12 protein-coding genes are annotated in these 14,183 nt (G+C 74.2%); 6 read left to right on the plus strand and 6 right to left on the minus strand.

The window, feature by feature from the left end; all coding sequences use genetic code 11:
• Positions 1-37: 37 nt before the first annotated feature.
• Together ACSURM_RS02785 and ACSURM_RS02790 are read right to left on the minus strand one after the other, a co-directional pair.
• The gene (locus ACSURM_RS02785; protein ID WP_436953123.1) at positions 38-919 is read right to left on the minus strand and encodes a diacylglycerol kinase family protein; all 882 of its coding nucleotides are present in this window, start codon (positions 917-919) and stop codon (positions 38-40) included.
• 37 nt (positions 920-956) lie between these two features.
• Positions 957-2,549, minus strand: coding sequence for an FAD-binding oxidoreductase (locus tag ACSURM_RS02790; RefSeq protein WP_436953125.1), 1,593 nt, complete (start codon positions 2,547-2,549; stop codon positions 957-959).
• A gap of 108 nt (positions 2,550-2,657) precedes the next feature.
• Between ACSURM_RS02790 and ACSURM_RS02795 the strand changes: the two genes are divergently transcribed.
• Together ACSURM_RS02795 and ACSURM_RS02800 are read left to right on the plus strand one after the other, a co-directional pair.
• Positions 2,658-3,257, plus strand: coding sequence for a TetR/AcrR family transcriptional regulator (locus tag ACSURM_RS02795; protein WP_436953127.1), 600 nt, complete (start codon positions 2,658-2,660; stop codon positions 3,255-3,257).
• Positions 3,254-4,834 carry a glycerol-3-phosphate dehydrogenase/oxidase gene (locus ACSURM_RS02800; protein WP_436953129.1) on the plus strand — a complete coding sequence of 527 codons (1,581 nt, stop codon included), beginning with the start codon at positions 3,254-3,256 and terminating at the stop codon, positions 4,832-4,834. Before ACSURM_RS02795 ends, ACSURM_RS02800 begins: the two co-directional genes overlap by 4 nt.
• Before the next feature lie 137 nt (positions 4,835-4,971).
• On the opposite strand, the gene ACSURM_RS02805 is transcribed toward ACSURM_RS02800, so the two are convergent.
• Together ACSURM_RS02805 and ACSURM_RS02810 are read right to left on the minus strand one after the other, a co-directional pair.
• On the minus strand, positions 4,972-6,423 hold the full coding sequence (locus ACSURM_RS02805; RefSeq protein ID WP_436953131.1) for a WGR domain-containing protein: 1,452 nt from the start codon (positions 6,421-6,423) through the stop codon (positions 4,972-4,974).
• A 126-nt stretch (positions 6,424-6,549) separates the two neighbouring features.
• The gene (locus ACSURM_RS02810; RefSeq protein ID WP_436953133.1) at positions 6,550-7,194 is read right to left on the minus strand and encodes a TetR family transcriptional regulator; all 645 of its coding nucleotides are present in this window, start codon (positions 7,192-7,194) and stop codon (positions 6,550-6,552) included.
• A 160-nt stretch (positions 7,195-7,354) separates the two neighbouring features.
• Here ACSURM_RS02810 and ACSURM_RS02815 point away from each other — a divergent pair, with 160 nt between their 5' ends.
• A complete protein-coding gene (locus ACSURM_RS02815; RefSeq protein ID WP_436953135.1) occupies positions 7,355-8,140 on the plus strand; it encodes an SDR family NAD(P)-dependent oxidoreductase in 786 nt (261 codons plus the stop codon).
• A gap of 90 nt (positions 8,141-8,230) precedes the next feature.
• Here the strand turns inward: ACSURM_RS02815 and ACSURM_RS02820 are convergent, their stop codons facing one another.
• Positions 8,231-9,835: an ABC-F family ATP-binding cassette domain-containing protein gene (locus ACSURM_RS02820; RefSeq protein WP_436953137.1), complete on the minus strand. Its 1,605-nt coding sequence runs from the start codon at positions 9,833-9,835 to the stop codon at positions 8,231-8,233.
• Positions 9,836-10,401: 566 nt separating this feature from the next.
• Here ACSURM_RS02820 and ACSURM_RS02825 point away from each other — a divergent pair.
• Positions 10,402-11,199 carry an SAM-dependent methyltransferase gene (locus ACSURM_RS02825; RefSeq protein WP_436953139.1) on the plus strand — a complete coding sequence of 266 codons (798 nt, stop codon included), beginning with the start codon at positions 10,402-10,404 and terminating at the stop codon, positions 11,197-11,199.
• 170 nt (positions 11,200-11,369) lie between these two features.
• On the plus strand, positions 11,370-12,848 hold the full coding sequence (locus ACSURM_RS02830; RefSeq protein ID WP_436953141.1) for a glutamate--cysteine ligase: 1,479 nt from the start codon (positions 11,370-11,372) through the stop codon (positions 12,846-12,848).
• 69 nt (positions 12,849-12,917) lie between these two features.
• On the opposite strand, the gene ACSURM_RS02835 is transcribed toward ACSURM_RS02830, so the two are convergent.
• Entirely contained in the window at positions 12,918-13,304 is a 387-nt protein-coding gene (locus ACSURM_RS02835) for a winged helix-turn-helix transcriptional regulator (RefSeq protein WP_436953143.1), read from the minus strand.
• 129 nt (positions 13,305-13,433) lie between these two features.
• Here ACSURM_RS02835 and ACSURM_RS02840 point away from each other — a divergent pair, with 129 nt between their 5' ends.
• The gene (locus ACSURM_RS02840; protein WP_436953145.1) at positions 13,434-14,084 is read left to right on the plus strand and encodes an FMN-dependent NADH-azoreductase; all 651 of its coding nucleotides are present in this window, start codon (positions 13,434-13,436) and stop codon (positions 14,082-14,084) included.
• The last annotated feature ends 99 nt before the right edge of the window (positions 14,085-14,183 follow it).

Genomic DNA, 14,183 nt, shown 5'->3' on the forward strand with positions numbered 1-14,183 from the left:
AACCCCCGGAAGACACGCGCAAGTTGGCGGATGCGGGTCAGTACAGGACCGGCAGGTCGGCGGGGCGGATCCGCAGGGTGACCGGCAGAGTGGCCTCCACCTCGCCGTCGGCGCCGTAGGGGACGGACCGGCCGGCCTCGATGCGCAGCTCCCGGCCTTGCAGCACCCGTACCTCGGGTCGGCGGACGTGGGCACCGGTGCGCAGTTCGTTCATCAGGGCGAAGAACAGCCGGCGCGGGGCCTCGCGGATCAGCACGATGTCGAGCAGCCCGTCGTCCACCCGAGCGCCGGGGGCGATGAGCCGGCCCGAACCGTAATAAGGGGAGTTGGCGGCCACGACGGTGTAGCCGCGGTGGGTGTGCTCCGCGCCGTCGACGGTGATCCGGTAGTCGGCGGGCCGCCAGGAGGTGACGGCGCGCAGCCCGCCCGCGTAGTAGGAGGCGGCGCCGCGCAGCAGCCGGGCGTTGTTGGCGTGCCGGTTGGCCTCCGCGTCGACACCGGCGTACACGCTGCCCAGCACCACCGTGCGCGGGTGGACGGCCGACTCCACCTCGATGGTGTCGACGGGCCGGGGCTCGGCGTGCAGCAGGATGTCCGCCAGTGCCTCGGGCTCGGCCGGCAGACGCAGCGCGCGGGCGAAGTCGTTGCCGCGACCGGCGGGTACGAGGCCCAGGACGGTGCCGGTGCCGCTGAGCGCGCCGCCGATGCCGCCGGCGATGCCGTCGCCGCCCACGGCCAGCACGATCCGGCCGCGCCCGCCGGCCGTACGGGCGATGTCCTGGGCGTGGGCGAGGCTGTGGCTGTACTCCGTCTCCAGCCCGGCCCCGGCCTCGCGGAGCAGCCGGGCCAGCCGGAGCAGGGTCGCCGCCCCGGTGGAGCCGCCCGCGGTGGGGTTGACGACGGCGGTGAACTGGCGCATCGGTGGGCCTCCGAGGCAGCGGTCGGATCGGGCGGGGTCAGTCGGTGGGCAGCAGGACGCCGGGGTTGAGCAGGCCGTCGGGGTCCAGGCGGCGCTTGACGGCGCGCAGCGCCGAGACGCCGAGCGGGCCGGCCTCGCGGACGTACCAGTCGCGGTGGTCGGTGCCCACCCCGTGGTGGTGGGAGATGGTGCCGCCGGCGGCGAGCACGGCTTCGTTGGCGGCGTGCTTGGCGGGTGTCCAGTGGGCCACCGGGTCCTCGCCCTGGGCGCTGACGACGGTGAAGTACAGCGAGGCGCCGTTCTCGTACACGTGGGAGATGTGGCACATCACCAGGGGCGGGGTGCCGGCCTGGGTGAGGGTGTCGGTCAGGGCGGTGCGGACGGCCGTGTACAGCGCGGGGACCCGGGACCAGAACGCGGCGGTCTCCAGGGTCTCGGCGAAGGCGCCCGCGTCGAGCAGGGCGTCGCGCAGATAGGGCGCGGAGTAGCGGCCGTGCGCCCAGCGTTCGCCGGGTTCGGCGCCGATCAGGGTGCCGCCGCAGGCCGTCAGGACGTCCGCGGCTCGGGCGCGCCGGTGCGCGGTGTCCTCCGCCGTGCCTTCGTAGCCGGTGATCGCGAGGCATCCGGCGCCGCCCTGTTCCGCCCCGGCGCCGATCGCGTCGGGCTGGGCGAGTCCGATGAGCGTCTCGGTCTCGTCGGACAGGCGCAGCACGGTCGGCCGGGGCCCGTCCTGGGCGAGCCGGCGCAGCGCGGCGGTGCCCTCCTGGAAGGTGCCGAACCGCCAGCCCTCGTACACCCGGGTCTCGGGCAGCGGGCGGACGCGTACGGTGACGGAGGTGATGACGCCGAAGGCGCCCTCCGAGCCGAGGATCAGCTGGCGCAGGTCGGGTCCGGCGGCGGAGCGCGGGGCGCGGCCGGTGTCCAGGGTGCCCTCGGGGGTGGCGAGGGTGAGGGCGAGCACCATCTCGTCGAAGCGGCCGTATCCGGCGGACGCCTGTCCGCTGGAGCGGGCGGCGGCGAAACCGCCGATGGTGGCCCACTCGAAGGACTGCGGGAAGTGGCCGAGGGTGTAGCCGTGTGCGTTGAGCCGCCGTTCGGCCTCGGGGGCGCGCAGGCCGGGCTGGAGGACGGCGGTGCGCGAGACGGGGTCCAGGTCGAGCAGGCCGTTCATGCGGCGCAGGTCGAGGGCGACGAACGTGCCGCGGTCCGGGGCGAGTCCGCCCACCACGGAGGTGCCGCCGCCGAAGGGGACGACGGCCAGGCCGTGCGCGGCGCAGGCGCGCAGCACGGCGAGGACCTCGTCGTGACCGGCGGGCAGGACGACGGCCTGGGGGATGGCGGCGACGTCTCCGGCGCGGATGCGCAGCAGGTCGGGGGTGGACTTGCCGCGGGTGTGCCGGATTCGGCTCTCGGGGTCCGTGCGGACGTGCTCCTCGCCGCCGACGGCCTCTGCGAGGGCCTTCAGGGCGGCGGGCCGGGCCGTGACGGCGGGCGGGCGGAGGTCCGACAGGCCGGGGGCGGGCGTGCCGCGCGGCTTGACACCGAGCAGGTCGCGCAGCAGCCCGGTCACCGTGTCGGGCAGCGGTGCCGCCTTGGCCGGGTCGCCCCAGCCGTTCCACAGCATGTCCATTGAACGGTCGTCCTCACAGGGTCGGTGAGCTGGTCCTCGTGCGGCTCGGGCGCCGTGTGCGGGAAGGCTTCCACTTCCGTCCCGCCGCGGGGCGTTACACTGTGACACATGACGCCTATTCGTCACAACAGTTCGGACGGCGATCCCGTGCTCGACGCGGTACGCGACTGTGTGCTGGCCGTCGGGGTGCGGCGCACCACGCTCGCCGACGTCGCCCGCCGCGCCGGGGTCTCCCGGATGACGCTCTATCGGCGCTGGCCTGACCTGCGGACGCTGGTGGGCGACCTGATGACCCGGGAGTGGATCGAGGTGGCCACCCGGGCGATCCCGCGGCCCGCGCCCGGCGTCGCGACCCGCACCCGGATCGTGGACGGGCTGGTGGCCGGCGTCGAGGCGTTCCGGGCGCATCCGCTCTTCCGCAAGATCGTCGACGTCGATCCGGAACTGCTGCTGCCGTACGTCCTCGACCGGCGCGGCGCGAGCCAGGAGGCGTTGCTGACGCTGCTGGGCGACGCGCTGCGCGAGGGCCACGCGGACGGCTCCGTACGGCCCGGGCACACCGAACGGCAGGCCCGCGCCGTGCTGTTGACCGTGCAGTCCTTCACCCTGTCCCTGCGCACGATGACCGACGAGGACGATCCGGAGCTGGACTCCGCCGCGTTCCTCGGTGAGCTGCGCACCCTTCTGGAGAGGACCCTGACGCCATGAGCCACACCGAGGCCGCGCCCGGCTCGTCCCTGAGCGCACACCGGCGCGGCCGGGAACTGGCCGAGGCCGCCGACGGCCGGGTGGCCGACGTCCTGGTGGTCGGGCTCGGCGCGACGGGCGCCGGGGCGGCCCTGGACGCGGCGGCCCGCGGGCTGGACGTCGTCGCGGTGGACGCGCACGACCTGGCCTTCGGCACCTCCCGCTGGAGCTCGAAGCTGATCCACGGGGGGCTGCGCTATCTGGCCTCGGCGCAGTTCGACGTCGCCCACGAGAGCGCGGTGGAGCGCGGGGTGCTGATGACCCGTACGGCGCCGCACCTGGTGGCCGCCCAGCCGTTCGTGCTGCCGCTGACCCCGCTGGTGTCCCGGGCCCAGGCCGCGCTGGCGTGGGCCGGGCTCCGGGCCGGGGACATGCTGCGGGTGGCCGCCCGTACGCCGCGGCGGGTGCTGCCCGCGCCGCGCCGGCTGCCGGCGACCGAGGCACGGCATCTGGCGCCCTCGGTCCGCGCGGCCGGGCTGCGCGGCGGGCTGCTGTCCTGGGACGGCCGGGTGACCGACGACGCCCGCCTGGTGACCGCCCTGGCCCGGACGGCCGCCGCGCACGGCGCCCGGGTGCTGACCCGGGTACGGGCGCTGGAGCTGACCGGGACGGGCGCCCGGATCCGGGACGAACTCACCGGCGAGGAGGGCGAGATCAGGGCGCGGGCCGTGATCAACGCGGCCGGGGTGTGGGCGGGCGCCCTCGCCGAGGGCATCCGGATCCGCCCGTCGCGCGGCACCCATCTGGTACTGCGCTCCGAGCGGCTCGGCGCCCTGCCGGCCGGGCTGCACGTCCCGATCCCCGGAGAGACCAACCGCTTCGTGCTGGTGCTGCCGCAGGGGGACGGCCGGGTCTACGTCGGCCTGACGGACGAACCGGTGGACGACGGGGTCCCGGACGTGCCCGAAGTGCCCGAGACCGACATCGGTTTCCTGCTGGACGTGCTCGGCTCGGTCCTGGACGTCCCGGTGGCCCGGGAGGAGGTGGCCGGCGCCTTCGCCGGGCTGCGCCCCCTGCTCGACACCTCGCCCGGCGCCGGGGCCGACGCCCCGGCCCGCACCTCGGACATCTCCCGCCGGCACGCGGTGCTCACCTCGCCCGACGGTGTCACCACCGTGGTCGGCGGCAAGCTGACCACCTACCGGCGGATGGCGCAGGACGCCGTGGACGCCGCCGCCGAGGCGAGGGGCCTGCGCGCGGTCCCCTCCCCCACCGCCGCCCTGCCGCTGATCGGCGCCGCCGCCCCCGGCCGTCTGCGCGCACTGCCCGCGCCGCGCCGCCTGGTCCACCGCTACGGCACCGAGGCCATGGCCGTGCACGCCCTCGTCACCGAGGACCCCGGCCTGGCCGAGCCCGTGCTCCCCGGCCACCCCGTCACCCGCGCCGAACTCCTCTGGGCGATCCGCCACGAGGGCGCCCTGGACGACTCCGACCTCCTGGACCGCCGTACCCGCATCGGCCTGGTCCCCCGGGACCGCGCCGAGGCACTGCCCGCCGTACGGGAGGTGCTGGAGCGGGCGCGAGCCGTCCGCCCCTGACCAGGAGCGGCCGACCCTGAGCCGGACGGCCGGTCACCAGCCCGCCGGGCACCCCGCTCGTACCGCGCCCGGCGGGGAGGTTCAGGTGTCCGCCCGGCCTCCCGCCGGCCTGGGGAACGGCGTTCGGCGGAGCCGGGTCAGAGGAGGCGGTGGATGTCGCCGCGGACTCGGTAGAAGCCGCCCGACGCGGGGTGGAGGGCGTCAACGACGTAGCGGGCGCCGGGTTCGCGTATCGCGCGGGGGAACTGGACGTTCCAGGAGGGGTCGTAGCCGTCGGAGACGACGTGCACCCGGACCCGGCCGGCCTCCTGGACGCATTCGACCACGATCGCTCCGGCGGGTGCCCGCTCGACCGTGGAAACCGCGGTCGCGGCCGTGGCCGGGGCGTACGTCGGCGTGGCGGCGGCGAGCTTGACGTCCCGCACCACCGGGACCGTGCCCTGCTGGGCCGCGGCGATCGCCGCCTCGCTCGCGTCGACGCAGACCAGGGAGCCGTCGGTGGTGACCAGGTACAGCCGCTCGTCGCGGTACTGCATCGACAGCGCCGAGCCGCCGCCGGTGCCCAGCTTCCACAGCCGCCTGCCGTGCCGGTCGAAGCAGTAGACGGAGGAGGCCGCGTCACCGGCGAAGACGAACCGCCCGCCGGGCGAGGTGGCGCACGAGTACACCGCGCTGTCACAGGCGTACGTCGCCTCGATCGCGCCGGTGGACTTCGACAGCCGCTGGACCACCCGGTGCGCGGTGCCCGCGTACACCGCCTCCCGCTCCTGCCAGCCGAACAGGACGCCGCCGTTGGTGGGGGTGTGCCACAACTCGCCGCCGCCGTCCGGCGCGTAGGCGGTGACGCCGCTCTGGTGGCCGTGGTAGACGGCCCGGTCGTCGGCGCGGACCATCCAGGCGTGCTCGCCTCGGCTGCGGCGGGACCACTGGTGCTCGTCCTCGTGGTCGATGACGGTGAGCCTGCCGTCGCGGTCCGAGACGTCCAGGACGCCCTCGTGGATGTCCAGCCAGAAGATGTCGACGTCGGCGGCTATGTCGTAGGCGGCGAAGGGCAGTTTGGAGGACAGGTCGTACACCGTGCCGTCGTCGCAGCCGGCGTAGATCCAGAAGTCGTCGGCCACCAGGCACTTCACGCCGTCCGGCAGGCTGAAGCGGGCCAGCACGGCGCCCTCGTGGTCCAGGGTGTAGACGTCGCCGGCCTGGTTGCCCACCCAGCAGCGCTCGTCGTCCACGTGGATGCCGAACGCTGCCGAGCCGGTGCGGAACCGCCACAGCACCGGTGCCACGGCCCGTGCCGTGGAGGGTGCCGAGCTGACCTGACGGCGGGTCACCGCACGCGGGGCGCGCTGCCCTTGGACGGCCGGAGCATAGCCCTTGCGGATCTTCTCGCCGGCCTTCTTCGCGGCGGCGGCCCGCGCCTTCTCCTCGGTCGGGAACGTCGTCGTCTGCGTCTGCCCGGCGGCGCCGATCCTGCCGTAGCGCACCGTCACCACCCGGCCGTCGACGGTCACCTCGTAGAACTTGTGGGCGCCGCCGCCCTCCTGCGACAGCTCCAGGTACGTCGTCGACACCGCGGACCCCGTGGACATGGCAGACCCCTCCCCAAGACGGACCCGCGGCCGTTCCGGCGGGCCCCCGACTGCTGTTCACGGTAGGGGCACCCACTGACAACGGCCCCGGACCGGGGCCCGGTCCGCCCGGCCGACCGGGACGTACTAACGGTCGCGGCCTGGCGGCAACTCCTCCATTCCGCCCAGGAGTTGCCGCAGGCACCGGAGTGCGAGCGCGGCCGGTGAGCCCTCACCCGTGACGCCCGCCTCCGTGGCGGCCCAGGTCTCCAGCGCGATGCGGATCGCGTCCGTGGCCGCCGCCGCGACCAGGCGCACCTGCAAGGGCTCCAGGCGACCGTCCGCCAGCCGGGCGACGACCGGGACGAGCCGTTCCTCCGACTCCTGGTTCACCCTGTACCACACCGCGCGCAGCGCGGGATCGTCCGCGGCGGCCCGCAGCAGCCCCCGGGTCCGCTCCAGCGCCGCGGCGGCCTCCTCGTCGGGCGCCGCCAGCGACTCCTCCACCGCCGCCCCCAGCACCCGGAGCAGACCGGCCCCGGGCTCGGCCGCCTCCAGCAGCGCCCGCCACCGGTCGGCCCCGGCCGCGAGCAGCGGACTCACCGCGTCCTGCTTGGAGCGGAAGTAGCGGTAGAAGGTGCGCAGCGCTACGCCGGCATCCCGGGCGATGTCCTCGGCGGTGGTCGCGTGCGGCCCCCGCACGGCGAACAGCTCCGCCGCCGCGTGGGCGATGTCCAGCTGGGTCGCGGCCTTGCGGCGGTCGGTGAGGGAGGTGGGCGGCTTGGTGCTCATCCCAGAAGAGTAGGACCCCCGGACACCTGATGGCATGAGATGCCTAGGTGGCAAAACGTGCCACCTAGGCGTAACGTGAAGTTCATCGGGGCGTCGGACGGCAAGAGAACCGGCGTCGCACAGGGCCCGCCGCACCCCGGCGGGCCGGGCAGGAGAACACATGAACCGCTACGAAGGCCGCCGCGTGCTGATCACCGGGGGCGGCTCCGGCATCGGCCAGGCCACCGTGCTGCGCGTCCTCGCCGAGGGCGGCAGCGTGGTGGCGGCGGACGTGAGCGAGCAGGGCCTTCGGGACACCGCGGAGAAGGCGGCCGGGCACGCGGACCGGCTCACCACCCTCGTCGTCGACGTCTCCGACGAGAACTCCGTACGCGCCGGGGTCGCCGCCGCGACGGCCGCGCTCGGCGGCCTGGACGTGCTGGTCAACGCCGCCGGCATCCTGCGCTCCTCGCACTCGCACCAGACGAGCCTCGAGGAGTTCACCCGCGTCCTCCAGGTGAACCTCGTCGGCACGTTCCTCGTGATCCGCGAGGCGATCCCGGCCCTGCTGGCGGGCCAGGACGCGGCGGTCGTCAACTTCAGCTCCACCTCGGCCGTCTTCGCGCACCCCTACATGGCGGCGTACGCGGCGAGCAAGGGCGGCATCCAGTCGATGACGCACGCGCTCGCCTCCGAGTACGCGAGCCGGGGCATCCGCTTCACCGCCGTGCAGCCCGGTTCCATATCCAGCGGGATGACCGACGGCAGCGGCGCCAGCGGGCAGAGCAAGGGGCCCGGGCTGCCCGCCGACGCCGACATGAGCCTGTTCGCCAAGCTCTCTCCGGCGCTCGGCCAGGGGTTCGCCGGCCCGGAGACGGTGGCCTCCGTCGTGGCGATGCTCGGCTCGCGGGACGGAGCGTTCATCACCGGGACCGAGATCCGCGTCGACGGCGGCACGCATTTCTGACCGCCGTTTCCCGACCACCGTTTCCCGACCACCGTTTTCCGACCGCCGTACGGACCTGCCTCCCTCCGAACGCCCGGCACACGCCCCGGGTCAGGCGAGGGCGACCAGGGCGCGGTAGTCCTCGCTCCACAGGTCCTCGTCCGCGTCCGGCAGCAGCAGGACCCGGTCGGGGCGCAGGGCGTCGAGGGCGCCCTCGTCGTGGGTGACCATCACGATCGCGCCGGGGTACGAGCCGACCGCGTCCAGCACCTCGGCACGGGAGGCCGGGTCGAGGTGGTTGGTCGGCTCGTCCAGCAGCAGCACGTTCGCCCCGGAGTGGACCAGGCCGGCCAGTGCCAGCCGGGTCTTCTCCCCGCCCGACAGCACTCCGGCGGGCTTGTCGGCGTCGTCCCCGGTGAACAGGAAGGCGCCCAGGACGTGCCGGGCCTCGCCCGGGGTCAGGTGCGGTGCGGCCAGGGCCAGGTTCTCCAGGACCGTGCGCCGGGGGTCGAGCGTGTCGTGCTCCTGGGCGAAGTAGCCCAGCCGCAGCCCGTGCCCGTGCACCACCCGCCCGCTGTCGGGGCGCTCGGCGCCGGCCAGGATCCGCAGCAGGGTGGTCTTGCCGGCGCCGTTCAGGCCGAGCACCACCAGCCGGCCGCCCCGGTCCACGGCGAGGTCCACGCCGGCGAGGACGCGGTGGCCGCCGTAGGACTTGGCGAGGCTGATGGCGCCGAGCGGCGTCCGCCCGCAGGGAGCCGGTTCGGGCAGCCGGATCCGCGCGGTCTTCTCGGCGCGCCGCCGCGGCTCCAGCCCGGCCAGCATCCGGTCCGCGCGCCGGGCCATGCTCCGGGCCGTCGTGGCGGTGGCGGAGCGGGCCTTCATCCGGTCGGCCCGCGCGTGCAGCGCGGCGGCCTTGCGTTCGGCGTTCGCCCGCTCCCGGGTGCGGCGCCGCTCCTCCGCCTCGCGCCGGGTGAGGTACGTCCGCCACCCCGTGTTGTGGATGTCGATCGCCGCCCGGGCCGGGTCCAGATGGAAGACGCGGTTGACGACGTCGGTGAGCAGGGCCGTGTCGTGGCTGATCACCACCAGACCGCCCTGGTGGGCCCGGAGGAAGGCGCGCAGCCAGGCGAGCGAGTCGGCGTCGAGGTGGTTGGTCGGCTCGTCCAGCAGCAGGGTGCGGTCGGTCCCGGCGAACAGGATGCGGGCGAGTTCCACGCGGCGTTTCTGCCCGCCGGACAGGGCGCCGACCGGCTCGCCCAGCACGCGTTCGGGCAGGCCGAGTCCGGCCGCGATCCGGGCCGCCTCGGCCTCGGCGGCGTAGCCCCCGCCGGCCTGGAAGGCGGCCTCGGCGCGGGCGTAGGCGCGCATCGCCCGGTCCAGTTCCGGCGCGCCGGTGGCGGCGGTCAGCGCCGCCTCGGCCGCGCGCAGGGCGCGCAGGGCGGTGTCGAGGCCGCGGGCGGACAGGATGCGGTCGGTGACGGTCACGGCCGGGTCGGCGGCGCGCGAGTCCTGCGCCAGGAAGCCGACCGGTCCGGTGCGGACGATGTCCCCGGCGGTCGGCAGGGACTGTCCGGCGAGGACGGTCATCAGGGTGGTCTTTCCGGCGCCGTTGCGGCCGACGAGGCCGATCCGGTCGCCGGGCGAGACGGTGAAGGAGACGCCGGTCAGCAGGAGGCGGGCACCGGCGCGCAGCTCGACATCACGAGCGGTGATCATGGGGTAACGCTCCGAAAAAGCGAGAGGACACACTTCTGGCGTGGAAGCGGGTCCTCGGCTAGGAGATTCGGGGCGTGGACATGCGGTCACGGTAACGCGGGCGCCCGCACCGGCGCACATGGTTTTCGGCGAGCGCCGCTTCTCTGCAAGCCCTGCTTCTGTCGTGTGCTTCTTCAGCACATGCTGTTCGCGGGGCGGGCGGCGGCCCGGCGACCGACGGGGCGGGGAACGGCCCGAGCGCAATGGATTCACCGTTCCCCGCACCGCCGGTCCTGGTCCGACTCTCCGCCCCCGGTGGTGCCTGTGCCACCTGACGGGCGCCGGGCGGGTGAGCCCCTCGGGCACCCACCGACGCCGACGCCGTCGGCCGACGACCGAAGGACAGAGCGTGGCCGGAGGACAGAGCGTGGCCGGAGGGCGGCGGGGTGACCTTAGGGCGGCGCCCCCGGCCGCCCTCCCACCCCGCGGCCTGCGGGAACTCCCGTGATCCTCCGGGAAGTTCCTGTGGGAGGCTGGGCCCGGCCGTCGCGGACCGAGGCCGGGCCGGCCGCCGAGAGGAGCACAGCGTGACAGAGAACGGCTACGAGGCCGTCACCATCGACACCAGCAAGCCGCACCCCGCGCGGATCTACGACTACCTGCTGGGCGGCAAGGACAACTACGAGGTGGACCAGCGGGCGGGCGACGCCCTGGCCGCCGCGGCCCCCGAGGCCCGCATCGGCGTCCGGGCGAACCGCGCCTTCATGGAGCGTGCCGTCCGGTACGTGGTGGGCAGCGGGATCCGGCAGGTCCTGGACATCGGCACCGGGCTGCCCACGTCGCCGAACGTGCACGAGGTCGCCCAGACGGTGGCGCCCGACGTCCGCGTGGCCTACGTCGACAACGACCCGATCGTCGCCGCGCACGGCAACGCCCTGCTCAGCCGGTCCGGTACGACCCGTATCGTCCTCGGCGACCTGCGCGACCCGCGCGCCGTGCTGGACCACCCCGACGTCCGCCGGCTCATCGACTTCGATCAGCCGGTGGCTCTGCTCCTCGTCGCCATCCTGCACTTCCTGGCCGACGCGGACCGGCCCGCCGAGGTCGTCGCCACGCTGCGCGACGCGCTGCCCGCCGGGAGTTTCCTGGTGCTGTCGCACGCCACGGGCGACTTCGCCGACCGCACCGACGCCCAGGCCGTCTACACCAACGCCACCGCGTCCCTGAACCTGCGCGGCCGGGCCGAGGTGGAGCGGTTCTTCGACGGTTTCGAGCTGGTGGAGCCGGGCCTGGCCCAGGTCCCGTTCTGGCGCCCGGACGCCCCGCCGCCGCCCCGGTCCGGGGAGATAGGTTTCTACGGCGGTGTGGCCCGCAAGAGGTCCTGACCGCTGCGAGGCGTACCGACCGAGGCGGACGTCCTGGCCCGCCCGGGACGTCCGCCTCGCCATGTTCGGGCGGCCGGGCACCGCCCCCTCCCCCGGCCTGCATGGTGCCCGGGTCCCCCCGGTGCGACGCTGGAGGAGAAGGTGTCCGACGAGGGGACCCGGGAGGGCCGATGGGACGGGACGTTCCGGCGCTCGTCTTCACCCGCGAGGACCGCCGCCGGTACCGGATCAAGATGCAGGCGTGCCTGGACGCGTTCGCGCAGATGCTGCGCGACGCGCGTTTCGAGGCGGAGCGTCCTCAGGTCGGCCTGGAGATAGAGCTGAACCTGGTGGACGACGGCGGCGAGCCGGCGATGCGGAACACCGATGTGCTGGCGGCGATCTCCGACCCCGCGTGGTCCACCGAACTGGGCCGGTTCAACCTGGAGATCAACGTGCCGCCCCGGCGGCTGACCGCGGGCGGTCCGGACGACTGGGAGGCGCAGATCCGGGCCGCGCTGAACCACGCCGACGAGCGGGCCCGGTCGGCCGGCGCCCGGCTGATCATGATCGGGATCCTGCCCACCCTGCGGCAGGAGGAGATCGGCGAGGAGGCGTTGTCGGAGAACCCCCGCTACCGGCTGCTCAACGACCAGGTCTTCGCGGCCCGCGGCGAGGATCTGCGCATAGAGATCGACGGGACGGACCGGCTGCGGACCTACGCCGACACGATCACCCCGGAGGCCGCGTGCACCAGCACGCAGTTCCATCTCCAGGTCTCGCCGGAGGAGTTCGCCGGCTACTGGAACGCGGCGCAGGCGATCGCGGGGGTGCAGGTCGCGCTCGCGGCCAACTCGCCGTTCCTGTTCGGCAAGGAGCTGTGGCACGAGACCCGTATCCCGCTGTTCGAGCAGGCCACCGACACCCGCCCGGAGGAGATCAAGGTGCAGGGGGTGCGGCCCCGGGTGTGGTTCGGGGAGCGGTGGATCAACAGCGTCTTCGACCTGTTCGAGGAGAACCTGCGCTACTTCCCGGCCCTCCTTCCGCTGTGCGACGCGCAGGACCCGGTGGAGACACTGGACCGGGGCGACGTTCCCGAACTGGCCGAACTCACCCTGCACAACGGCACGATCTACCGCTGGAACCGGCCGGTGTACGCCGTCACCCACGACCGGCCGCACGTCCGGGTGGAGAACCGGGTGCTGCCCGCCGGTCCGACCGTCGCCGACACCCTCGCCAACGGGGCGTTCTACTACGGCCTGACCCGGGCGCTGGTGGAGGAGGACCGGCCGGTGTGGTCGCGGATGTCCTTCGCCGCCGCCGAGGACAATCTGCACACCGCCGCCCGGCTGGGCATCGACGCGCCGCTGTACTGGCCCGGGATGGGTGAGGTGCCGGCGCCGGAGCTGGTGCTGCGCCGGCTGCTGCCGCTCGCGCACCGGGGCCTGGAGCACTCCGGCATGGACGCGGCCTGGCGGGAGCCGCTGCTCGGGGTGATCGAGCAGCGGTGTGTGACGGGGCGCAACGGAGCGGTGTGGCAGAGGGAGATGTTCCACCACGTCGACGCCACCGCGCACGCCGGCCGGCACGAGGCGCTGCGCAGGATGACCGAGGTGTACATCGACTACATGCACCTCAACGCCCCGGTGCACACCTGGCCGGTCGACTGAGCGGGGCCGATCCGGACGCGCTGTGCCGATGACACCGGCCGGCCTCCGCTCAGCGGTGGCCCAGGGGCGTCAGGCCGATGCGCGCCGGGGGCGGTCCGGGGCGGTCTCGGCGCAGTCCGGGACGTCCGGGAGGTGGTCCTTCGCCCACTGGGCCAGTTCACGGAGGGCGGGTTCCAGGGCGGCGCCGGCCTCGGTCAGCCGGTAGGAGACGCGCAGCGGGGGGCCCTCGTCGACCTCGCGCAGGACGAGGCCGGCGGCGCCGAGTTCGGCGAGCCGGTCGGAGAGCATGCGTTCGCTGATGCCGGGGACGGCCCGCCGCAGGTCGGTGAAGTAGGCGGGCTGTCCCACCAGGACGGCCACGATCGGCCCGCTCCAGCGCTTGCCGAGGAGCTGGAAGACGCGGGTGATGCCCTGGTCCACCCGCTTGCAGGCCGCGCTGTCGTGGTTGTCGTCCATGACGTCAGCGTACTACTCCACCGTAGGCTACTGAAGAAAAGTAAGTTCATGTGCTAAAAGTAGTCCAGTACGAAACTTCAGCCCGCGCTTCCGGCGTCCGGCTGTTCCCGCCGTTTTCTGGAGACATCCATGGCCACCCTGCTCCACATAGATTCGTCCGTGTTCCCGGCCGAGGCGTCGGCCTCGCGTGCCGTGACGGAGGCCTTCCGCAAGCACTGGCAGGAGGAGCACCCGCAGGGCACGGTCGTCTACCGCGACCTGGCGGCGCGCCCCGTTCCGCACATCACCGCCGACACCCACCTCGCCGGCTTCACCGACCCGGCCGGCCACACCCCCGAGCAGGCCGCCGCGTTCGCCGAGCGCGTCAAGCTGATCGAGGAGCTGGAGCAGGCCGACGCGGTGCTGATCGGCGCGCCGATGTACAACTACACGATCCCCTCCACCCTCAAGGCGTGGCTGGACAACGTGATCCTGATGGGCCGCACGGCGGGTGAGACCCAGTCCGCCAAGGGCACCCCGGTGACCGTCGTCGCCAGCCGGGGCGGCTCCTACGCGCCGGGCACCCCGCGCGAGGCATTCGAGTACGTGCAGAACTACCTCACCGCCGCGCTCGGCGCCGGCCTCGGCCTGGAGGTGGACTTCATCGTCCCGGAGCTGACCATGGCGACCGTGAACCCGGCGATGGCCGAACTGGTCCCGCTGTACGAGGCGTCCCGTGACCGTGCCCTGGAGGACGCCGCCACCAAGGCCCGGGACCTGGCCAAGCGCCTCGCCGCCTGAGCACACCCCCGCCGGCACGTGCCCCGCGGAGCGTGCCGGACGCCCGGCCCGCACGGCGTGCCCGCGCCGCCTTCCGTAGGCTGAAGGCGTCCGATTCCG

This window comes from Streptomyces sp. SudanB182_2057, assembly GCF_964272715.1.
GTDB classification, from domain to species: domain Bacteria; phylum Actinomycetota; class Actinomycetes; order Streptomycetales; family Streptomycetaceae; genus Streptomyces; species Streptomyces rubradiris.

Excerpts from the sequence above, each read along its gene's own strand:
- ACSURM_RS02785 (WP_436953123.1), bottom strand. The coding sequence starts at position 919 with ATGCGCCAGTTCACCGCCGTCGTCAACCCCACCGCGGGCGGCTCCACC.
- ACSURM_RS02790 (WP_436953125.1), bottom strand. The coding sequence starts at position 2,549 with ATGGACATGCTGTGGAACGGCTGGGGCGACCCGGCCAAGGCGGCACCG.
- ACSURM_RS02795 (WP_436953127.1), top strand. The coding sequence starts at position 2,658 with ATGACGCCTATTCGTCACAACAGTTCGGACGGCGATCCCGTGCTCGAC.
- ACSURM_RS02800 (WP_436953129.1), top strand. The coding sequence starts at position 3,254 with ATGAGCCACACCGAGGCCGCGCCCGGCTCGTCCCTGAGCGCACACCGG.
- ACSURM_RS02805 (WP_436953131.1), bottom strand. The coding sequence starts at position 6,423 with ATGTCCACGGGGTCCGCGGTGTCGACGACGTACCTGGAGCTGTCGCAG.
- ACSURM_RS02810 (WP_436953133.1), bottom strand. The coding sequence starts at position 7,194 with ATGAGCACCAAGCCGCCCACCTCCCTCACCGACCGCCGCAAGGCCGCG.
- ACSURM_RS02815 (WP_436953135.1), top strand. The coding sequence starts at position 7,355 with ATGAACCGCTACGAAGGCCGCCGCGTGCTGATCACCGGGGGCGGCTCC.
- ACSURM_RS02820 (WP_436953137.1), bottom strand. The coding sequence starts at position 9,835 with ATGATCACCGCTCGTGATGTCGAGCTGCGCGCCGGTGCCCGCCTCCTG.
- ACSURM_RS02830 (WP_436953141.1), top strand. The coding sequence starts at position 11,370 with ATGGGACGGGACGTTCCGGCGCTCGTCTTCACCCGCGAGGACCGCCGC.
- ACSURM_RS02835 (WP_436953143.1), bottom strand. The coding sequence starts at position 13,304 with ATGGACGACAACCACGACAGCGCGGCCTGCAAGCGGGTGGACCAGGGC.
- ACSURM_RS02840 (WP_436953145.1), top strand. The coding sequence starts at position 13,434 with ATGGCCACCCTGCTCCACATAGATTCGTCCGTGTTCCCGGCCGAGGCG.